Origin of the sequence: Mesorhizobium sp. WSM4906, from assembly GCF_029674625.1 — a bacterium.
Classification (GTDB): Bacteria; Pseudomonadota; Alphaproteobacteria; order Rhizobiales; family Rhizobiaceae; genus Mesorhizobium.
Map to the genome: position 1 here is coordinate 721,648 of NZ_CP121355.1, position 20,853 is coordinate 742,500.

Consider the following 20,853-nt stretch of genomic DNA (forward strand, 5'->3'; position numbering starts at 1 on the left):
CCCGCGACATCATCGGACAAGAATGCCGGTTCCGGCTCGGCGACCGGCTGACCGGTTCGGCGTTTGGACAGAAACCGGCCATCCGCTCTAACTATTTGTTTTTCGTGCCGTTCAGGACACCTCTTTCCGGTAATTGCTCTAAGTGAAGCGTTCCACATCCGAAAGTGTCGGCCGAGGCTTACAATCCGACTCATGGGGTTAGGCGGGGGATGGCTTTGCCCGTTGCGGCCGTTCAGGCCTGCTGAGACAGACGGGCGTCCCGCGCCAGGCGGGGCAGTTGCCTAGACCATCAAGGACAAAGAGGACCCCTCCACGCGGCGGGGCCTTTGACAGACTGATGGAGGTTAAAGGTGTGCTGCAGGCGCATATTCGTGGTCGATGACCATCCGATCATCCTGTCCGGTGTCGGCGCGATGATCAACAGCCAGGACGATCTGACGATCGTCGGACTGGCGGCGAATGCCGACGAGGCCCTCGAAGGCATCGGCAGAGCTCTTCCCGACGTCGCCGTGGTCGATATCTCGCTTCCCGGCGTCAACGGGGTCACGCTGATCGAGCGGCTCGTCGAGCGGTTTCCCGAGATTGGCTGCATAGCGCTGACCGCGCATGAGGACCCCGGCTGCCTGCGCCAGGTGCTGGCGGCCGGGGCGCGCGGTTTCGTAGTCAAACGTTCGACCGCGACGGATCTGCTGCAGGCCATCCGATGCGTGCTGGCCGGCGACAATTATGTCGATCCGGCACTTGCCGCGCGCATCCTGAGCCCCCGCCATGGCACGCAATGCGACCCCGGCAATCTCAGCGAGCGGGAGCGATCGGTGATCCAGCTGGTTGCCCTCGGCTACAGCAACAAGGAAATATCCTCGCGGCTCAACCTCAGCATCAAGACGATCGAAACCTACCGGACCCGGGCAACCGACAAGCTGGAACTCCACTCCCGCGCCGCCATCGTGCGCTTCGCGCATTCGAACGGCTGGCTGGCCGAGCTGCAATAGAGAGCAGCATCTTCAAAGACTGTAGAAGCGGCGGACGATGTCCCAGGCTTCGTCGGCGGTGTCGACGAAATCGATGATGTCCTGGTCGCCGGGCGAGATGGTGCCCTGCTCGGCAAGGAAATCGAGGTCGATCGCCCGTTGCCAGAACGCCTTGCCGAACAGGATCACCGGCACGCGCTCCATGCGCCCGGTCTGGATCAGCGTCAGCGTCTCGAAGAATTCGTCCATCGTGCCGAAGCCGCCCGGGAACACGGCGACCGCTTTGGCGCGCATGACGAAATGCATCTTGCGGATGGCGAAATAGTGGAAGTTGAAGCAGAGCTCCGGCGTCACATAGGCGTTCGGCGCCTGCTCGTGCGGCAGCACGATGTTGAGGCCGATCGACGGCGCGCCGACATCGTCGGCGCCGCGGTTTCCGGCTTCCATGACGCCAGGTCCGCCGCCGGTGACGACGACGAATTCGCGATAGTAGGACGTGGCCGACTGCTGCGAGCACAGCCGGGCGAACTTGCGCGCCTCTTCGTAATATTTGCTGTTCAGCTCGAGGTTCTTCTTCTGCGTCTCGTTCTTCGCCGCCCAGGCGACGCCGCCCGGCTCCGGCAGCCTCGCCCCGCCGAACAGGATGACCGTAGAACGGATGCCGCGCTCGGCAAGGATCATCTCGGGCTTCAGCAGCTCGAGCTGCAGGCGCACCGGGCGCAATTCGCGCCGCGTCATGAAGTCGGGATCGTTCCAGGCCAGACGATAGGTTTCGGCCCGCGTCTGCGGCGTGTCCGGCACGCTCTTCGACCGCTCCAGATCCTCGTCCGAATGCGGCAGCGGCGTCCAGCCCGCCTTTTCCATGGGTGTCATTGAGTCCACCGTTCCAAATCCTTTACTTGCGCCGTCCCGTGACGCAGCCGCGATTGACCCTCATCCAGGCTTCACATAGGGTCCGCGCGATTTCAAAACAGGTTAAGGCGCAGCCCTTAACAGCTTTGTAATGGAGCAAATTCATGTCGAAGCCCGATCTGGCGAGCCTCGAAAAGACCATCGAAAAGGCCTTCGAGGAGCGCGACACGATTTCGACCGCGACACGCGGCGAAACACGCGACGCCATCCAGTCGGCGCTCGACCTGCTCGACCGCGGCGTGGCCCGTGTCGCCGAGCGGCAGGACGACGGCAAGTGGCTCGTCAACCAGTGGCTGAAGAAGGCGGTGCTGCTCTCCTTCCGGCTGAACCCGATGGAGATCATCAAGGGCGGCCCGGGCCAGGCGGTGTGGTGGGACAAGGTGCCGTCCAAGTTCGACGGCTGGAGCGCCGTAGACTTCGAGAAGGCCGGCTTCCGCGCCGTGCCCTCCTCGGTCGTGCGCCGCTCGGCCTATGTCGCGCCGGGCGCGGTGCTGATGCCGTCCTTCGTCAATGTCGGCGCCTATGTCGATTCGGGCACGATGGTCGACACATGGGCCTCGGTCGGCTCCTGCGCCCAGATCGGCAAGAACGTGCATCTTTCCGGCGGCGTCGGCATCGGCGGTGTGCTGGAGCCGATGCAGGCCGGCCCGACCATCATAGAGGACAATTGCTTCATCGGCGCGCGCTCCGAGGTGGTCGAGGGCTGCATCGTGCGCGAAGGCTCGGTGCTCGGCATGGGCGTGTTCATCGGCCAGTCGACCAAGATCGTCGACCGCGCCACCGGCGAGGTCTTCTACGGCGAGGTGCCGGCAAATTCGGTGGTAGTCGCGGGATCGCTGCCGGGCAAGCCGCTGCCCAGCGGCGAGCCGGGACCTGGCCTCTACTGCGCCGTCATCGTCAAGCGCGTCGACGCCAAGACCCGTTCCAAGACCTCGATCAACGAATTGCTGCGCGATTGATCTTTTGCGGAAACGGACGCACCTTCCGCCGGCGCGACATTCCGTCGCGCTGGTTCAACACGGAGGGGCGTCATGGACTGGAAATATCTGCTGACGAGTTTCGACGGTCGCATCAACCGCGCCAAGTTCTGGGCCGGCATCGGCATATTCATCGTTCTTGCCATCGTCGCGTTCATTCTCGACTCGATCCTCGGCACACGTTTCACCGCGGCCAGCGGCGATCAGATCGGCGTCGTCGGCATCCTCGTCATGCTGGCATCGATCTATTTCGCGATTGCCCTCTATGCCAAACGCTGGCACGACCGTAACAAGTCGGGCTGGTGGACGCTGATCGGCCTCATACCCATCATCGGCGGCATCTGGTTGCTGGTCGAGCTCGGCATCCTGGAAGGCACCAGAGGCGCCAATCAATACGGACCGGACCCGCTTGCCTGAAAAAGCAGACTTCATCTGGCTCTTCTTCGAAACCTCGGGCCGCGTCAGCCGCGCGGCCTATTTTCTCGGCGGATTGCTGGTCGCCCTGATCCAGGCTTTTCCGCTCTACCGCTTCACGCTGGTGCCGGAAGGCTCGGCCGAGAGCAATCTGTGGTCGTTCGTCTTCTTCCTGGCCTTCCTCGGCTCGCTGTGGTCGAACATCGTGCTGGCGGTGAAGCGGCTGCACGACCTCGACAAGCCCGGCATCGCGGCACTGGTGCTGTTCGTCCCTGTCGTGTCGATCGTCGCATTCCTGGTGCTCTGCCTGTTCCCGGGACAAGCCGGATCCAATCGCTACGGCAGCCGTACCAACTCACCCGCCGACCGCTGAACAGCCGCCATGCGCTACCGCACGCTCGACCCGACGCTGATCATCGAGACCGCTGAAAGGCTGGAGGAGCGCGTGGCCGAGCGCTTTCCGGACGCAGGCCTGCGTGGCGTCGCCGCCGAACTGGTGTCGCTGTCGCGCGACCTGGCGAAAGCCGCCAAGGAGCTGGAGGCGCCGATCTGGTGGCTGCGCGGCGTCATCATCGCGGCCTTCATTGCCGGGGTGGCGATGTTCCTGTTCGTCGGTACCGTCCTGCCGCTCGACCGCATTTCGGGAACCGACGATGCCGTGCAGTCGGTGCAGGGCATCGAGGCGACGATCAACACCGCCATCCTCGCCGTGCTCGGCTTCCTCGCCCTGATCCGCAGCGAAGAACGGATCAAGCGCAAGCAGGTCTTCCGCCAGCTTCACGGATTGCGCTCGCTGATCCATGTCATCGACATGCACCAATTGACCAAGGACCCGGCGGCGCTGTCGGCCGGTTTCACGCCGACGGCGCATTCGCCGGCCCGCATCACCAATGCCGCCGACCTCGCGCGCTATCTCGACTATTGCTCGGAGATGCTGTCGATTACCGGCAAGATCGCCGCGCTGTTTGCCCAGTCGGTCAATGACGCCGTGGTTGTCGACGGCGTCAACGACATCGAGAACCTGGCCTCCAACCTGTCGAGAAAAATCTGGCAGAAGATCACGCTGATCGAGGACCGCCACTGACGGCATCAGGCGACAGTCCCGGCGGGCCGCGCTTTTCCGCTTCCGCCTGACGGACCAGCGCCGCGACGCGCTCGATCGTAGGCGCCGGCGTGCCGGCCTGCCTGGCCAGGCCGAGCACCGCGCCCTGTAACTCGTCGATCTCGGTCGGGCGGCCCCGCTCGAGGTCGTCCCACATCGAGGCGCGCGCTTCGGGATCGATCGCCAGCATGCGGCGCGCCAGAAGTCCGAACAGCCAGTCCGGAAGCCGCAGCACTTTCGGCAGCAGCCATGGCGGCGGCCCGGCGATGCGCGCCGGCTCGATGCCTGAGGCTTTCATCGCCGCCCGTGCCTCGTCGATCTGGTCCGCCAGGATGACGCGCCAGCGGCGATCGGCGAGTTCCCTCGTCAGCGGCAGGTTGGACAGCGCCACCAGCGCGTTGTTGAGGTTCATCAGCAGCTTGCTCCACTGCACCGCCTTCATGTCGGCATGGGTCCGAACCGCGAGCCCTTCGACGTCAAGCAAGGTGGCGAGGCCGGGTACGGTATCCTCGATCAGCACCTTGCCGTCGCTGGCGCGCCGGACCCGGAACGGCGTCTCGCCGTCCGGCGATTGCACGACGTTGAACGCAACCATACCGGCCAGCACGCGACGCGCTGGAAGCCCGACGCGCAGTTTGTCCGCGTTGTCGACGCCATTCTGCAGGCTGACCACGATGGCATCGGGCCGGGCATGGGCTGCGACGAGCGCCGCCATCTCCTCGGTCGCGCCGCTCTTGACCGTGACAAGAACGATATCCGCATTGCGCAGCGCCAACGCCGGATCGTCGGTGACCGCGAGCGCCTCAGGGTCGATGCGCCGATCGCGACCGTCGAGATCGCTGACCCGAAGCCCGTCCTCGCGCATGGTCTCGACGATGCGGCCACGGCCCAGGAAATTCACCTTTCGCCCGGCAAGCGCCAGGCAGCCGCCGACATAGCAGCCGATGCTGCCGGCGCCGGCAACCGCAATCGTTCTTCCGTCATTGGCCATGCGATCATCCCGTGCTGGCTCGCGCGACTATACGACATGACAACCATATTGTCGGCGGCATGATCGGCGATCATCTGCCACCGTGACAGAGTTACTGCTTTCGACTATCGCTTTGCCTATGAAATTGCCGACCGACCCCGCCCAGAATCTTGCCGCTCTGATCCGCTGTCCTTCCGTGACGCCCGCCGAAGGCGGCGCGCTGCGGACGCTGGAGGACATGCTGAAGCCGCTCGGCTTCTCGGTCGAGCGGCCGCTGTTCTCGGAAAGCGGCACGCCGGACATCGAAAACCTCTATGCGCGCCGCTCCGGCAATGGCCCGCATCTGATGTTTGCCGGCCATACCGACGTCGTGCCGGTCGGCGACGAGGCGGCCTGGACGCATCCGCCCTTTGCCGCCGAGATCGCCAATGGCGAGATGTATGGCCGCGGCGCCGTCGACATGAAGGGCGGCATCGCCTGCTTCATCGCCGCCGTGGCGCGCCACATCGAAAGAAATGGCGGACCGAAAGGCTCTGTTTCGCTGCTGATCACGGGCGACGAAGAAGGGCCTGCCATCAACGGCACGACGAAGCTGCTCGACTGGGCGGCCGCCAAGGGCGAGAAATGGGACGCCTCGATCGTCGGCGAGCCGACCAATCCGGATGCGCTCGGCGACATGATCAAGATCGGCCGCCGCGGTTCGCTGTCCGGCAGCGTCATCGTCAACGGCCGCCAGGGCCACGCCGCCTATCCGCAGCTTGCCGACAACCCGGTGCGCGGTCTCATCAGCCTGGTCGACGCGCTGCTGCATCCGGTGTTCGACAAGGGAACCAAGGATTTCCAGCCCACCAATCTCGAGGTGACGTCGATCGACGTCGGCAACCCGGCGACCAATGTCATCCCGGCCAAGGCGACCGCCACGTTCAACATCCGCTTCAACGACACTTGGGACGCCGAAACAATCCAGGCCGAGATCCACAACCGGCTCGACCAGGCGGCCGGGCGCAAGAAATACCGGCCGGGCAAGAAGACGCCAGTCGACTACGAGCTTGTCTGGCGCGACCGGCCGAGCCATGTCTTCCTCACCCGCGACGACAAGCTGATCGACACACTGAGCGCGTCGGTTGCCGCCGTGGTCGGCAGGACACCGGCGCTCTCCACCTCCGGCGGCACGTCGGATGCACGCTTCATCAAGGATTATTGCCCGGTGGTCGAGTTCGGGCTGGTCGGCAAGACGATGCACATGGTGGACGAGCGCGTGGCGGTCGCCGACCTGGAGACGCTGACGCAAATCTACGAACGTTTCATCCAAGACTGGTTCGGACAGGGCCTCGCGTGACCATGCTCTCGGCAGACGAAACCTATGCTTCGCTGGCCGGCGCCTGGCGGCTGATGCTCGGCAAGGCCGACGGCCTGCGCATGCTCGACCTCACGGCGGACGGTTTCTGGAATTCCTTCTTCGCCATCGTCGTGGCGGCGCCGGCGTTGATCGTCGGCTGGGTCGGCATCGCCAACGAGATCGGCGATCCGAACGCTTTTGCCGGTCGCCTCGGCATGCTGCTCAAGCTGGCGACGGTCGACATCGGCTCCTGGGTGCTGCCGCTGGTGGCGCTTGCGCTGGTCGCGCCGCGCGCCGGCATCGGCGGCCGCTTCGTCCACTACGTCGTCGCCTCCAACTGGGCCTCCGCGATCATCGCCTGGCTGATGCTGCCGTCGGCGCTGCTGAGGCTGTTCCTGCCCTCGACCGACGAGATCAGCGGGTTGGTCTCGCTGCTTCTGTTCGCGCTGTCGATGGTGCTGACCTGGCGCATGACCAACGCGACGATCGGCAAGGGCGCGGCCATCGGCACGGCGGTGTTTGCCGGCATGTTCGTGGCCTCCCTGCTCGTCCTGTTCGGCCTGCAGGCGCTGCTCGGCATCGACATGCCGAACGGCGCAAGGGGCTGATCCTCCGGATTGAAGGCGGTCTTCCAATTTACGGTCGGTTTGGTATGATAATTTCATACCGACTCTCTCGGAGAGAGCACATGTCCGCCACGGAAAAACGCACTTTCAGCCTGCCGTCGGAGCAAGCCGCCTTTATCGACCAGCTTGTTCAGTCGGGCGCCTACGCCACCAGCAGCGAGGTCATCCGCGCCGGGCTTCGCGCGCTGCAGGAGCGCGATGCCGCAGTGGAGCGCTGGCTGCGCGAGGAGGTCGCTCCGACCTATGACGCCTGGAAAGCCAATCCCGGCAAAGGCATATCGCCGGAGGAAATGGCCGAACGGGCGCGCAAGCGCCATGCGACGCATTCTCAGAAGAAGCCGTGAAGCGTCGGGCTGTCATCTATACGCCTGACGCAGGCGATGACCTCGATCGTATCTATAATGTCATTGCGCAAGCCAGAAGCGCTGCGACGGCCGACCGTTACGACAGCCGTCTACGCGCCTTCTGCGAGCGCCTCGAATATGGCTCTGAACGCGGCACGCGCCGCCATGACGTGCGGCCAGACCTCCGGATCATCGGATTTGAGCGCCGCATAACCGTTGCCTTCGTTGTGGAACCCGAGCGCGTGGTGATTTTGCGCTTGTTCTACGGCGGCGCCAATTGGTCAGACGATCTGGCAGAAGGCGGCACCGACTGATCGGTTTGCTCCGCGGGGTAATCCACCCCGACCAGAAACAGCCCGTCCGGCGGCGCCACCTGGCCGCAGGCGGCGCGGTCGCGCGCTTCGAGCGCCGCCTTGAGGTCGGCAGCGCTCCACGAGCCGTCGCCGACCCGCCGCAAGGAGCCGACCATCGAGCGCACCTGGTTGTGCAGGAACGAGCGCGCCGAGGTCCGCACCTCGATGAGATCGCCCATACGGCTGACGTCGAGTTGGGCAAGCGTGCGGACGGGGCTTTCGGCCTGGCATTGGGTAGAGCGGAAGGTGGTGAAATCGTGCCGCCCGAGCAGCACCTTCGCCGCCTCGTGCATGGCCTCGGCATCAAGCCGTTTCGGCACCCACCAGACCTTGCCCTTTTCCAGCGCCGACGGCGCGCGGCGGTTGAGGATGCGGTAGAGATAATGGCGGCCGGTGGCGGAGAAGCGGGCGTCAAAATCTTCGGCGACGATGCCGGCCGTCAGGATGGCGACACGCGCGCCGGCCGCCTGCAGATGGGCGTTGACGGCATCGCGCACCTTGTCGCCCGTCCAGGCCTTGGCGAGATCGACATGCGCCACCTGCGCAGTGGCGTGCACGCCGGCATCGGTGCGGCCGGCGGCACGTATTCTCACCTGTTCGCCGCAGAACTTTTCGATCGCCTGCTCGATCGCCTGCTGCACCGAAAGCTGGTCCGCCTGATGCTGCCAACCGGCGAATTGGCTGCCGTCATATTCGATATCGAGCCGAAAACGCGGCATGTTCTGAGGCTTGCGCCCGCCTAAGCGGCGAGCGCGGTGAAGGCCGAAGCGTAGACCAGCTTGCCGGCCTCGGGCGCTTCGCCCCAGGCCAGCGCCTGCAGCGCCTCGCCCTGGTATTGGCTCTCGAACTTCTCGGCGCGGGCATGGCTGTAGCCGAAGCGGCCGTAATAGGCCGGGTCACCCAGCACCACGGCAAGCCGCTCGCCGGCTTCCTTGAGGCGGACATGCGCCTCGCGGATCAGCGCGCCGCCGATGCCGGTGCCGTGGAAGGACGGCTCGACCGCCAGCGGCGCCAGCGCCACGGCCGCGAAGCGCTTGCCGCCCGTCTGCACCAAGAGCCTGGAAAACAGGATGTGGCCGACGACCTGGCCATCCTCTTCCGCCACCAGCTCGACGACGGCATCGCCGCCGGTCACCAGCGCGTCGACCAGGCCGGCCTCGGTCCGCTGGCCGAACGCATGCTCTTCGACGAGGCGGATCGCCTCGCGATCCCGCGGCGTCGCCGCGCGTATCGACATCATGCTCATTTGAGTTTCGTTCCTTTTTCGATCTTGGCTCCGCGCAAGAACTCCTGCGCGGCGGCGGGCCTTCCGCCCGCCCGTTGAACTTCGACCAGCCGGACCGCGCCTGACCGGCAGGCGACCGTCAGCCGGTCATCGAGAATACCTCCCGACTCGCCGACGCCATCGGAAAGCGTCGAGCGAAGCAGTTTCAGCCGCTCCACGCGGCCACCAATTTCGACCTCGCACCACGCGCCCGGAAAGGGCGAGAGGCCGCGAATGTGATTGTGGACTTCGCCGGCAGGCCGCGTCCAGTCTACGCGTGTCTCCGATTTATCGATCTTTCGGGCGTAGGTCACTCCTTCCGTCGGCTGCGGGGTAAATGTCAGACAATTTATCCCCAGCCGCGTCAGTGCTTCCACCATCAGCGAAGCGCCTTGAGCCATCAGGCGGTCATGCAATTCGCCGGCGGTCATATCGGGTCCGATGGCGCATTTTTCAACCAACGCCACCGGACCGGTGTCCAGACCCTCTTCCATGCGCATCACCATCATGCCGGTTTCGGCATCGCCGGCCATGATGGCGCGCTGGATGGGCGCGGCACCGCGCCAGCGCGGCAAAAGCGAGGCATGGCCGTTGAGGCAGCCGAGCCTGGTCGCCTCCAGCACGGGTTTCGGCAGAAGCAGGCCGTAGGCGACGACCACGGCGACGTCGGCCCGCAACTCGGCAAAGGCTCGCTGCTCGGCCTCGCCCTTGAGCGATGTCGGCGTCCGCACCTGGAGGCCAAGCCGCTCCGCCTCGCGCTGCACAGGCGACGGCGTAAGCTCCAGTCCGCGCCGGCCCGCCGCGCGCGGCGGTTGCGTATAGACGGCCGCGATGTCATGGCCGGCCTCGGCAATGGCGCTGAGCGTCGGCACGGAAAAATCCGGCGTGCCCATGAAGATGACGCGAAGGGGCATGACCCCTAGCCCACCATCTTGCCCGGCGCCTTGTCCTTGGCGAGCTTCTTGAATTTCCTGACCACCATGTCGCGCTTCAGCTTCGAGATGTGGTCGATGAACAGCACGCCGTTGAGATGGTCGATCTCATGCTGCAGGCAGGTCGCCATCAGGCCTTCGGCCTGCATCTCCTGCAGCTTGCCGTCGCGATCGAGATACTTCACCCGAACCGCTGCGGGACGCTCGACCTCGGCATAGTAGTCGGGGATCGACAGGCAGCCTTCCTCATAGACCGAGCGCTCGTCGGAGCTTTCGAGGATTTCCGGATTGATGAAGACATGCGGCGCAGGCGGCTCGCCCTCCTTGGCGAGGTCGATGACCAGCAAGCGCCGCGGCTCGCCGACCTGGATTGCCGCCAGCCCGATGCCCGGCGCGTCGTACATGGTTTCCAGCATATCGTCGGCGAGCTTGCGCAAATCGCCGTCGACGCGCTCGACCGGTTTGGAAACCTGGCGCAGGATCGGATCGGGAAGGATGATGAGCGGCTTGATCGACATGGCGTCTCACCTAAGACGTCGTTGGAAAAGCGTCAACGGGGGCGGCTGCGACCTGTTCACGTTTTGATCTGTTTCGGCGGGCCGAATCGGCTATGCTGCCCGCATGAACGACATGTCCTTGATCCTTTCTCAACCGGTCGCGCGGCTCGGCGCCACCACGATCACGCTCGGCGGGGTGCTCGGCTTCGGCGCGCTGCTGCTGCTGGCATTGGTCCTGGCGCTCGTCATCGCCTTGTGGCGCGCGGGCAAGGCGCGCGCGATCGCCGCAGCCGAAGCGGCCGATCATGCCCGTGACACCGAGGCGCGGATGGCGGACATCCTGCAGGCGCAGGCCGAGATGCAGGGGCGCATGGGCGCGATCGCCGAAGTGTTCGGCGCCAGGCAGGCCGAGCTGACCCAATCGCTCGGCCAGCGGCTCGACGCCATGACCGGCCGCCTCGGCCAGACCATGGCGGAGCAGACGAAGTCGACGCATGAGAGCCTGGCCAAGCTGCAGGAGCGGCTGGCAGTGATCGACACGGCGCAGGGCAACATCCAGTCTCTCGCCGGCCAGGTCGTGCAGCTGCAGGCGATCCTTTCCAACAAGCAGACGCGCGGCGCCTTCGGCCAGTCGCGCATGGAAGCGATCATCGCCGACGGTCTGCCGCACGGCGCCTACGAGTTCCAGGCGAGCCTCTCCAACGGCAGCCGGCCGGACTGCCTGGTGCGGATGCCAAATGGCGCGCCGATGCTTGCCATCGACGCGAAGTTCCCGCTGGAAGCGTGGAACGCCATCCGCGCCGCGGAGGGCGCCGAGCTGCAGAAGGTGGCGGCGCAGGCGTTCAGGCGGGACATCGAGGTGCATGTCCGCGATATCGCCGAAAAATACCTGATCCAGGGCGAGACGCAGGACACCGCCTTTATGTTCGTGCCGTCGGAATCGGTGTTCGCCGAGATCCATGAGAATTTCGAGGCAGTGGTGCAGAAGGCGCACCGCGCCCGCGTCGTTATCGTCTCGCCGTCGTTGCTGATGCTGTCGATCCAGGTCATCCAGGCGATCCTCAAGGACGCGCGCATGCGCGAGCAGGCGCATCTGATCCAGGGCGAGGTCATCCGCCTGATGGAGGACGTGGCGCGCGTCGACGAGCGCGTGCGCCGGCTGCAGACGCATTTCGGCCAGGCGGCCAAGGATATCGACGACATCCTCGTCTCGACGTCGAAAGTCACCAAGCGCGGCCAGAAGATCGAGGCGCTGGAATTCGGCGAGACGGAAGCCGAGCCGCCGCGTCCGGCGAAGGCCGAGGCAGGCGCGCGCGTGGCGGACTCGAAGACAGGCCAGCTCAGGTTGCGCGTCGTCGAAGACGGGGAGTAGATGGGTTGTTACGCCGTTGGCGATTAGCCGAGCCGCTCTTTCCCATCGTCATCCTAGGGCGGAGCAAGGAGCGAAGCGACGCGGCGCAGACCCTAGGATCCATGCCGTGACGCTAAAGCTTTGCAACGGTTACAGAATTCTGCGCCGTTGCGCTCTACGGCAAGGGTCACGGCATGGATACTCGGGTCAAGCCCCATAGGCGCTAACTTAGGCTTGACGGTGATCGTGGTGAGTGATTCACCGTGGTTATGAGCGATTCGCTGCAGTGGCGTCGATGTCGGACGTGGCGATGCTGAAGCGTCTGAAGGCCAGTGCTGATTGGGTGGGCGGCCTGGTTTCGGAATTGCTTGCCGAGCGCTGCCCCGAAGCCTTCGCCGGCTTGTACGGAGGCCTGCGGATGATGGCGGTGGACGCCACGGTAGTTGCGCCGCCTGGTCCCAAGCGGGTCTATTGGATGGTGCACACGGTGTTTGATCTTGCAACGCTGAAGCTCTGTTCGGTGGAGGTCACGGATCGCCATGAAGCCGAGCGGCTGTCGCGCGGCGCCAGGGCCGGAGAGCTTCGGATCGCCGACCGTGCCCACGCCAAGGCCGACGATCTGGCTCGGGTAATCGAGGCAGGGGCTGATTTTCTGGTTCGTGCCCCTTCAAACTATCCACGCCTGCTGGATGGCCAAGGCCGGCTATTGGATCGCTTGGCGCTGTGCCGTGAAGCGGGCAAGAAGGGCGTGCTCGATCTTTCGGTGGGCGTCCAGGACGGCAAGTCCAGGGTCGCGATACCCGCTCGGGTGGTGATCCTGCCCATGCCGCCCGAGGCGGCTGAGAAGGCCAGACGAGCGGCGCGCCGTTTGGCGGCCAAGGCGAGATACAAACCCAGCCAGGCCGGCATCGAGATGGCCGGCTATCTGGTGCTGTTGACATCGCTGCCGCCGGATGACTGGCCGCCTGAGCGGCTCGCCTCGACCTATCGTCTGCGATGGCAGATCGAGCTGGCGTTCAAACGCATGAAGTCGCTGGTGGGTCTGGAAGATCTCCGCGCAAAGGATCCCGACCTGGCTCGCCTGTGGATCAACACCGCTCTGCTGGCCGCCCTGCTGGCCGAAGATGACCTGCCGGCCCTCGATCCCGAGGCGCCGGACTCTCTCCCCCTGGCCGCCTGAACCGATCCGCCCTGCCGATCTGGCGTCTCGTGGCCTTGGCAATCTCCAACATCTCGATGGCTGTATTACTGGGGCCTACCAGGTTGATCTCCCTCGACCTGCTGCTCCACCGCTTGCGCGAACCACCCCGACGACGACGCGCCATCGCACATCGATTGCTAAGTTAGCGCCTATGGGGTCAAGCCCGAGGATGACGAAGTTCAGGAGGTCTGAGACAGCCCACTAAAGCCCCTTACTCCTCCTCGACGACCCTGGTGCCCTCGAATTCCGGCAGCCAGTGCAGCGCCGAGCGATGCCAGTATTGCGTCCTCGGCACCAACTGGTCGCGCTGGCGCGCCGTACCCGTCCTGATGCCATAAACCTTCGGCCCGTCGCCGACGGAGGTGGCGTAAAGATGCGAGCCGCACTCGCCGCAAAAGCCCTGCGCCCGCTTGGCGCCGCTCGACCCGGTCTTGATGTAGACCTTGGGCTCGCCCTTGGTGATGCGGTAGTCCTCCTCCGGCACCCGCACGGTGACGCGGAACGCCGTGCCGGTGAGCTGCTGGCAATCCGTGCAGTGGCAGATCGAGGTCTTTTCGGGATCGACCTCCGCCTCGTAGGTGATGGCGCCGCAATGGCACCCGCCGTCGATCTTCATCAGCTTTCCTCCTTAAGGGTTCACCCAATCTAGTGCTCGTCGGAGGCCTCGGCGATAGTCTTGCGTCGCATCTCCCATGTGCCAGTCGCCTGCGGCTTGACGAACAGCCTGGCGATCTCGGGCATCTCCTCGTTCAGCCGCGCCTCCAGGCGCTCGATGCACGCCTCGATCTCGGGCGCTGTGAGATGATCCTCGAACTCGATGCTCAAGCCGGCGACGATCTCTTCAGGGCCGATATGGACGCTCAATATGCCGTTCGCCCGCTGCACGGCCGGGTCCTGCCCGGCGATCGCCAGAACCTTGCGTTGCACTTCGGGCGAAGCTGGCTCGCCGAGCAGCAGGCCCTTGCTCTCGCGCGCCAGGAAGATCGCGGTCGCGCCTAGGATGATCGCGATGCCGATCGAGCCGGCGCCATCGAGTTCAGGAATCTCTAGCAGTTCGGACGCAAGGATGCACGCGAACGCGACGATCAGGCCAAGCAGCGCGACGCTGTCCTCGAAGAGCACGGTGTAGACGCTGGGATCCTTGCTCAGCCGCACCGCCTCGAACCAGCCCAGCATCCCCTTCTGCTTCCGGAATTCCTTCAACGCCACCAGCCAGGAACTGCCTTCGAACAGGAAGGAGAGGCCGAGCACGATGTAGTTGACCTTGGCGTTGACGAGCGGCTCGGGCGCCATGATGTGGATGACGCCTTCATAGAAGGAAACGCCGGCGCCCAGGGCGAAAACCAGCAGCGCGACGATAAAGCTCCAGAAATAGAGTTCGCGTCCATGACCGAGCGGATGCGTACGGTCGGCCGGGCGGGCGGCGCGATGCATGCCGTAGAGCAGGAGCGCGCCATTGCCGGTGTCGACCAGCGAGTGGACGCCTTCCGACAGCATGGCGGAAGAACCGGTGAAGAATGCCGCGGCGAATTTGGTCAACGCGATCGCCAGATTGCCGGCGAGCGCGGCGTAGATCACCCTTTTCGAACCGCTATGCCCTGCCATCCGTTTCCGATCCTGCCCCCAGGCACCGAGCTTAGCGGCCCGCCGGCCGAAGCTCTACAGACAATGCGCCAGCCGATCCGAGGTTCAAGACGCCGACGAACCATCCTGCAGCCGCCGCCCGAAATCCGGTCGACGCCGAGGGAAAACGGTTGACATCCAGGTGCCGGCTTTCGAAGCGTCAAGCAGCCTCTTGCGGTCGGGCGCTTCTCTTGTTTCACTTGGGCTGCCCACAATCGGAGGAGCGAATCATGGCTAAGGGTGCGATGAAGGCGGGCAAGGAACCCCGCAAGCCGAAGAAGGACGCGAAGAAACCAGCCGCGGCCCCGGCTCCGAAGGCACCGCCGGTCAAGGCGATGCGCATCAAGGAGAAGTAAGCCGCCAGAGCGGCTGATCCGTCTCGATGCGGAATTGAACCGGCGGCATGCCGAGTGCTGCCGGTGTTTCGTTGATTGGGGAGCAGGACCTTCCTATATCGACGCGGCGAGGACGACCTCGCTTCCCCGAAAGAAATCGGCCGGGACGACCCGCCACCTCAAGCATCGGATGACCGGTGCCGGAATGACGGAGTCTTTGCGATGTCCTGGATTTTTCTCTTCTTCGCCGGCCTGTTCGAGATCGGCTGGGCCATCGGCCTCAAATATACCGACGGTTTTTCGAAGCCGCTGCCGACCCTTCTCACCATCGTCGCTATGATGGTCAGCCTTGGTCTGCTCGGCCTGGCGCTGAAGATGCTGCCCGTGGGCACCGCCTATGCGGTGTGGACCGGCATCGGCACCGTGGGCACGGCATTGCTCGGCATCTGGCTGCTCGGCGAGCCGGCGACCGCGGTGCGGCTTGCCTGCATCGGCCTGATCGTCTGCGGCATCGCCGGGCTGAAGCTCGTCGCCTGACGTCAGAACAAACGCCTTCAGGGCCGCTACTGGCGACCCTGAAGCATCTTCGAACGAAACTATATCAGCGGGCGTCGAGGCCTTAGCGGGCGGAGAAGCCCGGAGGCGTGCGGCCGACACGCGCCTTGCGGGCGGCGTAGCGTGCGTCGCGCTTGGCCTTGCGCTCGGCCTCTTCGGCAAGCAGGCGGGCGATGCGCTCGGTCTCTTCGGCCTCGCGGATCTTGGCCTCGGCCGCCGCCGCCTGTTCGGCAGCAATACGAGCAGCCTCTGCCGCTGCCTCGCGCTCGGCCTTCTCGGCCGCTTCGCGCGCCAGCTTTTCCTGCTTCAGCCTGGCCTTCTCGGCCTCGCGGATCGCGCGGGCCTCGAGGATCGCCTTACGTTCCGCCTGGCGCGCCAAAACCGCTGGATCATCCGCCGCCGGCTTTGCCTTGAAGCGCTCGAGGAGCGCCTTCTTTGCCTCGTTCGCGGCGTTGCGCCGCTCGAATATGTCTTTTTCCCTGTAGATAGCCAAGTCCACTTCCCTGCAGTCAATTCGCGACGCTTACATACGCGCGAAAGCGATGAGTTCAAGCGCCAAAACGGTATGCCAGCCATGAAAATCTGCGCTGTTGCCGCCGGGATACGTCAAGGCCGCGCGATGCACTGTTCACAAATCGCGCCACTGGCGAACAGCAAGGCCGACCGCTACCTCTAGCGCCGACAATCAACGCTCAAACCGCGCATCGGGATGCAATCGAAATGGAACTCGGCCTCTACACTTTCGCGGATGTCAGCCCGGAACCGGGGCCCGGCGCCATCGGCCCGCATGAACGGCTGCGCAACCTGATCGAGGAGATCGAGCTGGCCGACCAGGTCGGTCTCGACGTGTTCGGCCTGGGCGAGCATCATCGTCCCGACTATGCGGCGTCGGCGCCGGTCGTTGCCCTTGCGGCGGCAGCGGAGCGGGCGAAGCGCATCAAGCTCACCAGCGCGGTCACCGTGCTTTCCTCCGACGATCCGGTACGGGTCTTCCAGCAGTTCGCGACGCTCGACCTTCTGTCCGGCGGCCGCGCAGAGATCATGGCCGGGCGCGGCTCCTTCATCGAATCCTTCCCGCTGTTCGGCTACAATCTGGAGGATTATGACGAGCTCTTCGCCGAGAAGCTGGACCTGCTTTTAGCCATCCGCGACCAGGTGAAGGTGACGTGGCAAGGACGCTTGCGCGCGCCGATCAACGGCCGCGGCGTCTATCCACGGCCTTTCCAGGACAAGCTGCCGATCTGGATCGCCATCGGCGGAACGCCGCAGTCCGCCGCTCGCGCCGGCGCGCTCGGCCTGCCGCTCGCGCTTGCCATCATCGGCGGTGAGCCGGCCCGCTTCGCGCCGCTGTTCGAGATCTATCGCGAGGCGGCAAGGCGCGGCGGCAACGATCCCGCCACGCTTGCCACCAGCCTCAACGTGCATGGCTTCATCGCCGAGACGACCGAGAAGGCAGCGGACGATTTCTACGGCCCGCAGGCCGAGGTGATGAACCGCATCGGCCGCGAGCGCGGCTGGGGGCCAACGTCGCGGGCGCATTTCGATCACGCGCGAGGTCCGGGTGGTGCCTTGTTCGTCGGCAATCCCGAAGAGGTGGCGCAAAAGATCGTCGCCCAGCACAAGAACTTCGGCAACGATCGCTTCCTGCTGCAGATGGCTATCGGCACCATGCCGCACGCCAAGATCATGAAGGCGATCGAGCTTTACGGCACCAGGGTGGCGCCGATCGTGCGCAAGGAAACGGCGAAGACCGCGCCGGCGCCGGCCGCCTAAAGCGCTTCGCGCTGAAACGGATTGAGGCGGCGCGCTTTAGACCTTTGTTCTTATGCATGTCGTTTTCGCAAAACCGCCGCACACTTTCGCGCGACATGCACCAACGGAGCCAGCCGCCAGCTAACGGAACCTTGGCGCGGCGCGCACGTTTCCTTCGACGATCGCGAGGGGAACCTATGAAGGCCGAAACGACCGCTTCGGGCGCGAGCGTTGCCGAAAGCCCGGATTCGCGCGCCGGCGCCCGCGCCGAATTGCGGCTGATGCGATCGCTGCTGATCGGCATCTTCGTTCTGCTGACGGTATTCGCGCTCTATTTCGCCCGCGCTTTCTTCATGCCGGTGATCCTCGCCTTCCTGCTGGCGCTGACGCTGACGCCGATCGTGCGTTTCCTGCGCAAGCACGGTATTCCCGACGTGCTCTCCGCGACCCTCCTGGTGTTGCTCTCGGTCTTTTTCGTCGCCAGCGCCGGGTATCTGCTCAGCGGCCCGGTCATCGACCTCATCAACAACACCTCGTCGATCGGCCAGCAACTCACCGAGCGGCTGGCGCCGTTCAAGCGCCCGCTCGAAAGGATGATGGATATCTCACGCCAGCTGGAGGCGCTCACAGAGACAGCGCAGGAAGCGGGCGTGCAGAAGGTCGCGGTGGCGTCGTCCGGCATCCTGCCCACGGCAGCCGGCAACATTCTGGGGGCCGGCACCAGCATCACGATCGTCTTCGTGCTGTCGCTGTTCCTGCTCGCCTCAGGCACCTTGTTCTACGAGAAGATCGTCCAATCCTTCGCCAGCCTCAGCCAGAAGAAGCGTGCGCTGCGCGTCGTCTATGACGTCGAGCGCGAGATCTCGCATTACCTGCTCACCGTCGCGGTCATCAATGCCGGCCTCGGCACGGTGATCGGGCTTGGCCTGTGGGGGCTCGGCATGCCGAACCCGCTGGTCTGGGGCGCGGCCGCGGCGCTCCTCAATTTCCTGCCCTATGTCGGCGCGCTGATCACCATCCTCCTGGTGACGGTCATCGCGCTGATCAGCTTCGACACGATCTCCTACGCGCTGCTGGCGCCCGCCTTCGTGCTGTTGTGCGACGTCGTCGAAGGCCAGTTCGTGACGCCGACGGTGGTCGGCCGGCGGCTCGAGCTCAACGCCGTGGCGATCTTCATCGCCATCGCCTTCTGGTCATGGCTGTGGGGTTTCGTCGGCGCGCTGATGGCGGTGCCGCTCCTGGTGGTCGTCAAGGTGTTCTGCGACCATTTCGACGGGCTCAGCCATGTCGGCAACTTCCTGGCAGCACAGCAGACCATCCTCATCGACGACGAACCGGGCGAGAACAACCACAAGTCCGGGGCGTGATGCCCTGGCCCAATGTCGAGACCTGCCCATCGTTTGCGGCAGCGGCGGGGAGTGCCTATATCGGGCCGATCAAGCCGGACCCCGTGTTGATGAGCGACTTCGATCTCGACGCCTATTTCGCCCGCATCGGCTATAGCGGGCCGACCGACAGCTCGCTCGCCACGCTGCGGTCGCTGCATTTGGCCCATCCGCGAGCGATCCCCTTCGAGAATATCGATGCGCTGATGGGCGTTTCTGTCGGGCTCGATCCGGCCTCGCTGCAGGACAAGGTTTTCAGCCAGGGCCGCGGCGGCTACTGCTTCGAACACAATCTGATCTTCATGCATGCGCTCGGAGAGCTGGGCTTCACCGTCAGCGGGCTTGCCGCCCGCGTGCTGTGGGGCCAGCCGGACGACGCCGTCACGGCGCGCAGCCATATGCTGCTGCGGATCGAGCTCGATGGAAGAACCCATATCGCCGATGTCGGCTTCGGCGGCCTGACGCTGACGGCGCCGCTGCTGCTCGAGCCGGACCTGGAACAGCAGACGCCGCACGAGGCGTTCCGCATCGCTGAAACCGGCGATCATTTTCGCCTGCAGGCCAATATCGGCGGCAATTGGCGCACCCTCTACCGCTTCGACATGCAGCGGGCCTACGAGGTCGATTACCAGGTGAGCAGCCATTTCCTGTCGACGCATCCGAGCTCGCATTTCCTTTCCACATTGGTTGCTGCGCGCGCCCTGCCGGACAGGCGCTATGCGCTACGCGATAACCGGCTGTCGACCCATCATCTCGGCGGCCGCACCGAGCAACGGGAGATCGCGAGCGCCGCCGAGCTCGCCGACGTGCTGGAGGGCGAGCTCGCCGTCGTCATTCCCGACCGCGCCGCCTTCGAGGCGAGGCTGCGGCAGAAGAACATCATGGAGACCTGATCAATGACGGCCCTTTCGGTTCTCGACCTGTCGCCGGTCACCCAAGGCAGCGATGCCTCGCAGTCGCTCGCCAATTCGCTCGACCTCGCACGCCACGCCGAGCGGCTGGGCTACAAGCGCTATTGGCTCGCCGAACACCACAACATGCCGGGCATCGCCAGTGCGGCGACCTCCGTCGTCATCGCGCATGTGGCGGGCGGCACGAAGACCATTCGCGTCGGCGCCGGCGGCATCATGCTGCCCAACCATGCGCCGCTGGTGATTGCCGAGCAGTTCGGCACGCTGGCGGCGCTTTTCCCCGGCCGCATCGATCTCGGCCTCGGCCGCGCGCCGGGCACCGACATGATGACGGCGCGGGCGCTGCGCCGCAATCTGGAAGCCAGCGACAACTTCCCCCAGGACGTGGTCGAGCTGATGGGCTATTTCCAGCCGGCCGAGGAAGGGCAGCGCATCCGCGCGGTGCCGGGAGAAGGCCAGGACGTGCCGGTCTGGATCCTGGGCTCCAGCCTCTACGGCGCGCAGCTCGCGGCACTGCTTGGCCTGCCCTATGCCTTCGCCTCGCATTTCGCGCCGGCCGAACTCGACCACGCGCTGGAGGTCTACCGCACGCGCTTCCAGCCGTCGGGCCAGCTCGACAAGCCCTATGTCATGCTCGGCCTCAATGTCTTTGCGGCGCCCACGGACGCCGAGGCGAAGCTCTTGTTCACCTCTCTACAGCAGGCTTTCGTCAATCTGCGCAGCGGCCGGCCAGGTCAGCTGCCGCCGCCGGTCGAGAACTATGACCGCGACCTCGATCCGGTCGCCAGGACCATGCTTGCCGAGGCGCTGTCCTGCGCCGTCGTCGGCTCGCCGGAAACGGTTCGCCAGGGTATCGACGCCTTCGTGCGCCGCACCGGCGCCGACGAATTGATGGTGACGGCGCAGATGTTCGACCATGCGGCGCGGGTGCGTTCCTTCGACATTCTTGCCGACGTCTACAAGTCGACGTCGCAAGCGGCCTGACCACCCGATGGCTTTTGCCTGACATACTCGTCTGCTAAGGGCAGACCCTTCCTCA

The 20,853-nt window shown here is 65.0% G+C and carries 26 protein-coding genes; 17 read left to right on the forward strand and 9 right to left on the reverse strand.

The window, feature by feature from the left end; genetic code table 11:
- Window positions 1-350: 350 nt before the first annotated feature.
- Window positions 351-992 (forward strand): response regulator transcription factor, encoded by a 642-nt coding sequence (locus QAZ22_RS03330; RefSeq protein WP_278205557.1) that lies wholly within the window; start codon window positions 351-353, stop codon window positions 990-992.
- 12 nt (window positions 993-1,004) lie between these two features.
- Here the strand turns inward: QAZ22_RS03330 and QAZ22_RS03335 are convergent, their stop codons facing one another.
- On the reverse strand, window positions 1,005-1,844 hold the full coding sequence (locus QAZ22_RS03335) for an LOG family protein (protein ID WP_278205558.1): 840 nt from the start codon (window positions 1,842-1,844) through the stop codon (window positions 1,005-1,007).
- Between the two features lie 143 nt (window positions 1,845-1,987).
- Here QAZ22_RS03335 and dapD point away from each other — a divergent pair, with 143 nt between their 5' ends.
- The 4 genes from dapD (at window position 1,988) to QAZ22_RS03355 (ending at window position 4,358) form a co-directional block, all read left to right on the forward strand.
- Window positions 1,988-2,842, forward strand: a complete 855-nt coding sequence (gene dapD, locus QAZ22_RS03340) for a 2,3,4,5-tetrahydropyridine-2,6-dicarboxylate N-succinyltransferase (protein WP_278205559.1) — start codon at window positions 1,988-1,990, stop codon at window positions 2,840-2,842.
- Window positions 2,843-2,914: 72 nt separating this feature from the next.
- The gene (locus QAZ22_RS03345) at window positions 2,915-3,277 is read left to right on the forward strand and encodes a DUF805 domain-containing protein (RefSeq protein WP_278205560.1); all 363 of its coding nucleotides are present in this window, start codon (window positions 2,915-2,917) and stop codon (window positions 3,275-3,277) included.
- Window positions 3,270-3,647: a DUF805 domain-containing protein gene (locus QAZ22_RS03350; RefSeq protein WP_278205561.1), complete on the forward strand. Its 378-nt coding sequence runs from the start codon at window positions 3,270-3,272 to the stop codon at window positions 3,645-3,647. The genes QAZ22_RS03345 and QAZ22_RS03350 overlap by 8 nt, the downstream gene beginning before the upstream one ends.
- 9 nt (window positions 3,648-3,656) lie before the next feature.
- A complete protein-coding gene (locus QAZ22_RS03355) occupies window positions 3,657-4,358 on the forward strand; it encodes a hypothetical protein (RefSeq protein ID WP_278205562.1) in 702 nt (233 codons plus the stop codon).
- On the opposite strand, the gene QAZ22_RS03360 is transcribed toward QAZ22_RS03355, so the two are convergent.
- A complete protein-coding gene (locus QAZ22_RS03360) occupies window positions 4,333-5,367 on the reverse strand; it encodes a 2-dehydropantoate 2-reductase (RefSeq protein ID WP_278205563.1) in 1,035 nt (344 codons plus the stop codon). The genes QAZ22_RS03355 and QAZ22_RS03360 overlap by 26 nt on opposite strands.
- Window positions 5,368-5,485: 118 nt before the next feature.
- On the opposite strand from QAZ22_RS03360, the gene dapE reads away from it, so the two are divergent.
- The 4 genes from dapE (at window position 5,486) to QAZ22_RS03380 (ending at window position 7,969) form a co-directional block, all read left to right on the forward strand.
- Window positions 5,486-6,685, forward strand: coding sequence for a succinyl-diaminopimelate desuccinylase (gene dapE / locus QAZ22_RS03365; protein WP_278205564.1), 1,200 nt, complete (start codon window positions 5,486-5,488; stop codon window positions 6,683-6,685).
- 2 nt (window positions 6,686-6,687) lie between these two features.
- Window positions 6,688-7,293: a transporter gene (locus tag QAZ22_RS03370; RefSeq protein WP_278207779.1), complete on the forward strand. Its 606-nt coding sequence runs from the start codon at window positions 6,688-6,690 to the stop codon at window positions 7,291-7,293.
- An 80-nt stretch (window positions 7,294-7,373) separates the two neighbouring features.
- Window positions 7,374-7,655, forward strand: a complete 282-nt coding sequence (locus QAZ22_RS03375) for a type II toxin-antitoxin system ParD family antitoxin (protein WP_278205565.1) — start codon at window positions 7,374-7,376, stop codon at window positions 7,653-7,655.
- The gene (locus QAZ22_RS03380; protein ID WP_278205566.1) at window positions 7,652-7,969 is read left to right on the forward strand and encodes a type II toxin-antitoxin system RelE/ParE family toxin; all 318 of its coding nucleotides are present in this window, start codon (window positions 7,652-7,654) and stop codon (window positions 7,967-7,969) included. The genes QAZ22_RS03375 and QAZ22_RS03380 overlap by 4 nt, the downstream gene beginning before the upstream one ends.
- Here QAZ22_RS03380 and truA read toward each other — a convergent pair.
- The 4 genes from truA to def are packed head-to-tail and all read right to left on the reverse strand — an operon-like array spanning window position 7,918 to window position 10,722.
- Window positions 7,918-8,727: a tRNA pseudouridine(38-40) synthase TruA gene (gene truA, locus QAZ22_RS03385; protein ID WP_278205567.1), complete on the reverse strand. Its 810-nt coding sequence runs from the start codon at window positions 8,725-8,727 to the stop codon at window positions 7,918-7,920. The genes QAZ22_RS03380 and truA overlap by 52 nt on opposite strands.
- A 20-nt stretch (window positions 8,728-8,747) precedes the next feature.
- Window positions 8,748-9,254, reverse strand: coding sequence for an N-acetyltransferase (locus QAZ22_RS03390; protein WP_278205568.1), 507 nt, complete (start codon window positions 9,252-9,254; stop codon window positions 8,748-8,750).
- Window positions 9,251-10,186 carry a methionyl-tRNA formyltransferase gene (gene fmt / locus QAZ22_RS03395; protein WP_278205569.1) on the reverse strand — a complete coding sequence of 312 codons (936 nt, stop codon included), beginning with the start codon at window positions 10,184-10,186 and terminating at the stop codon, window positions 9,251-9,253. The genes QAZ22_RS03390 and fmt overlap by 4 nt, the downstream gene beginning before the upstream one ends.
- 5 nt (window positions 10,187-10,191) lie before the next feature.
- Complete coding sequence (def, locus tag QAZ22_RS03400; protein ID WP_278205570.1) at window positions 10,192-10,722, reverse strand: peptide deformylase; 531 nt, start codon at window positions 10,720-10,722, stop codon at window positions 10,192-10,194.
- Between the two features lie 103 nt (window positions 10,723-10,825).
- On the opposite strand from def, the gene QAZ22_RS03405 reads away from it, so the two are divergent.
- Window positions 10,826-12,073, forward strand: coding sequence for a DNA recombination protein RmuC (locus QAZ22_RS03405; RefSeq protein ID WP_278205571.1), 1,248 nt, complete (start codon window positions 10,826-10,828; stop codon window positions 12,071-12,073).
- Window positions 12,074-12,362: 289 nt separating this feature from the next.
- On the forward strand, window positions 12,363-13,232 hold the full coding sequence (locus QAZ22_RS03410) for a transposase (protein WP_278205572.1): 870 nt from the start codon (window positions 12,363-12,365) through the stop codon (window positions 13,230-13,232).
- 232 nt (window positions 13,233-13,464) lie between these two features.
- On the opposite strand, the gene QAZ22_RS03415 is transcribed toward QAZ22_RS03410, so the two are convergent.
- The gene (locus QAZ22_RS03415) at window positions 13,465-13,869 is read right to left on the reverse strand and encodes a GFA family protein (RefSeq protein ID WP_278205573.1); all 405 of its coding nucleotides are present in this window, start codon (window positions 13,867-13,869) and stop codon (window positions 13,465-13,467) included.
- Window positions 13,870-13,898: 29 nt separating this feature from the next.
- A complete protein-coding gene (locus QAZ22_RS03420; RefSeq protein ID WP_278205574.1) occupies window positions 13,899-14,858 on the reverse strand; it encodes a cation diffusion facilitator family transporter in 960 nt (319 codons plus the stop codon).
- A gap of 248 nt (window positions 14,859-15,106) precedes the next feature.
- On the opposite strand from QAZ22_RS03420, the gene QAZ22_RS03425 reads away from it, so the two are divergent.
- Both QAZ22_RS03425 and sugE read left to right on the forward strand, forming a co-directional pair.
- Window positions 15,107-15,232 carry a hypothetical protein gene (locus QAZ22_RS03425; protein WP_082953831.1) on the forward strand — a complete coding sequence of 42 codons (126 nt, stop codon included), beginning with the start codon at window positions 15,107-15,109 and terminating at the stop codon, window positions 15,230-15,232.
- Window positions 15,233-15,433: 201 nt separating this feature from the next.
- Window positions 15,434-15,748 (forward strand): quaternary ammonium compound efflux SMR transporter SugE, encoded by a 315-nt coding sequence (gene sugE, locus QAZ22_RS03430; RefSeq protein ID WP_278205575.1) that lies wholly within the window; start codon window positions 15,434-15,436, stop codon window positions 15,746-15,748.
- Between the two features lie 82 nt (window positions 15,749-15,830).
- On the opposite strand, the gene QAZ22_RS03435 is transcribed toward sugE, so the two are convergent.
- Window positions 15,831-16,259: a DUF6481 family protein gene (locus QAZ22_RS03435; protein ID WP_278205576.1), complete on the reverse strand. Its 429-nt coding sequence runs from the start codon at window positions 16,257-16,259 to the stop codon at window positions 15,831-15,833.
- A gap of 227 nt (window positions 16,260-16,486) precedes the next feature.
- Between QAZ22_RS03435 and QAZ22_RS03440 the strand changes: the two genes are divergently transcribed.
- From QAZ22_RS03440 to QAZ22_RS03455, 4 genes are all read left to right on the forward strand, one after another.
- Window positions 16,487-17,539, forward strand: a complete 1,053-nt coding sequence (locus QAZ22_RS03440; protein WP_278205577.1) for an LLM class flavin-dependent oxidoreductase — start codon at window positions 16,487-16,489, stop codon at window positions 17,537-17,539.
- Window positions 17,540-17,715: 176 nt separating this feature from the next.
- Window positions 17,716-18,885, forward strand: coding sequence for an AI-2E family transporter (locus tag QAZ22_RS03445; RefSeq protein ID WP_278205578.1), 1,170 nt, complete (start codon window positions 17,716-17,718; stop codon window positions 18,883-18,885).
- A complete protein-coding gene (locus QAZ22_RS03450) occupies window positions 18,885-19,796 on the forward strand; it encodes an arylamine N-acetyltransferase (protein ID WP_278205579.1) in 912 nt (303 codons plus the stop codon). The genes QAZ22_RS03445 and QAZ22_RS03450 overlap by 1 nt, the downstream gene beginning before the upstream one ends.
- Window positions 19,797-19,799: 3 nt before the next feature.
- The gene (locus QAZ22_RS03455; protein ID WP_278205580.1) at window positions 19,800-20,798 is read left to right on the forward strand and encodes an LLM class flavin-dependent oxidoreductase; all 999 of its coding nucleotides are present in this window, start codon (window positions 19,800-19,802) and stop codon (window positions 20,796-20,798) included.
- The last annotated feature ends 55 nt before the right edge of the window (window positions 20,799-20,853 follow it).

What these genes read in the sequence shown, in the direction of transcription:
- QAZ22_RS03335 (WP_278205558.1), bottom strand. Translation starts at nt 1,844, where the DNA reads ATGACACCCATGGAAAAGGCGGGCTGGACGCCGCTGCCGCATTCGGAC.
- dapD (WP_278205559.1), top strand. Translation starts at nt 1,988, where the DNA reads ATGTCGAAGCCCGATCTGGCGAGCCTCGAAAAGACCATCGAAAAGGCC.
- QAZ22_RS03345 (WP_278205560.1), top strand. Translation starts at nt 2,915, where the DNA reads ATGGACTGGAAATATCTGCTGACGAGTTTCGACGGTCGCATCAACCGC.
- QAZ22_RS03355 (WP_278205562.1), top strand. Translation starts at nt 3,657, where the DNA reads ATGCGCTACCGCACGCTCGACCCGACGCTGATCATCGAGACCGCTGAA.
- QAZ22_RS03360 (WP_278205563.1), bottom strand. Translation starts at nt 5,367, where the DNA reads ATGGCCAATGACGGAAGAACGATTGCGGTTGCCGGCGCCGGCAGCATC.
- dapE (WP_278205564.1), top strand. Translation starts at nt 5,486, where the DNA reads ATGAAATTGCCGACCGACCCCGCCCAGAATCTTGCCGCTCTGATCCGC.
- QAZ22_RS03370 (WP_278207779.1), top strand. Translation starts at nt 6,688, where the DNA reads ATGCTCTCGGCAGACGAAACCTATGCTTCGCTGGCCGGCGCCTGGCGG.
- QAZ22_RS03375 (WP_278205565.1), top strand. Translation starts at nt 7,374, where the DNA reads ATGTCCGCCACGGAAAAACGCACTTTCAGCCTGCCGTCGGAGCAAGCC.
- truA (WP_278205567.1), bottom strand. Translation starts at nt 8,727, where the DNA reads ATGCCGCGTTTTCGGCTCGATATCGAATATGACGGCAGCCAATTCGCC.
- QAZ22_RS03390 (WP_278205568.1), bottom strand. Translation starts at nt 9,254, where the DNA reads ATGAGCATGATGTCGATACGCGCGGCGACGCCGCGGGATCGCGAGGCG.
- fmt (WP_278205569.1), bottom strand. Translation starts at nt 10,186, where the DNA reads ATGCCCCTTCGCGTCATCTTCATGGGCACGCCGGATTTTTCCGTGCCG.
- def (WP_278205570.1), bottom strand. Translation starts at nt 10,722, where the DNA reads ATGTCGATCAAGCCGCTCATCATCCTTCCCGATCCGATCCTGCGCCAG.
- QAZ22_RS03405 (WP_278205571.1), top strand. Translation starts at nt 10,826, where the DNA reads ATGAACGACATGTCCTTGATCCTTTCTCAACCGGTCGCGCGGCTCGGC.
- QAZ22_RS03410 (WP_278205572.1), top strand. Translation starts at nt 12,363, where the DNA reads ATGCTGAAGCGTCTGAAGGCCAGTGCTGATTGGGTGGGCGGCCTGGTT.
- QAZ22_RS03415 (WP_278205573.1), bottom strand. Translation starts at nt 13,869, where the DNA reads ATGAAGATCGACGGCGGGTGCCATTGCGGCGCCATCACCTACGAGGCG.
- QAZ22_RS03420 (WP_278205574.1), bottom strand. Translation starts at nt 14,858, where the DNA reads ATGGCAGGGCATAGCGGTTCGAAAAGGGTGATCTACGCCGCGCTCGCC.
- QAZ22_RS03425 (WP_082953831.1), top strand. Translation starts at nt 15,107, where the DNA reads ATGGCTAAGGGTGCGATGAAGGCGGGCAAGGAACCCCGCAAGCCGAAG.
- sugE (WP_278205575.1), top strand. Translation starts at nt 15,434, where the DNA reads ATGTCCTGGATTTTTCTCTTCTTCGCCGGCCTGTTCGAGATCGGCTGG.
- QAZ22_RS03440 (WP_278205577.1), top strand. Translation starts at nt 16,487, where the DNA reads ATGGAACTCGGCCTCTACACTTTCGCGGATGTCAGCCCGGAACCGGGG.
- QAZ22_RS03445 (WP_278205578.1), top strand. Translation starts at nt 17,716, where the DNA reads ATGAAGGCCGAAACGACCGCTTCGGGCGCGAGCGTTGCCGAAAGCCCG.
- QAZ22_RS03450 (WP_278205579.1), top strand. Translation starts at nt 18,885, where the DNA reads ATGCCCTGGCCCAATGTCGAGACCTGCCCATCGTTTGCGGCAGCGGCG.
- QAZ22_RS03455 (WP_278205580.1), top strand. Translation starts at nt 19,800, where the DNA reads ATGACGGCCCTTTCGGTTCTCGACCTGTCGCCGGTCACCCAAGGCAGC.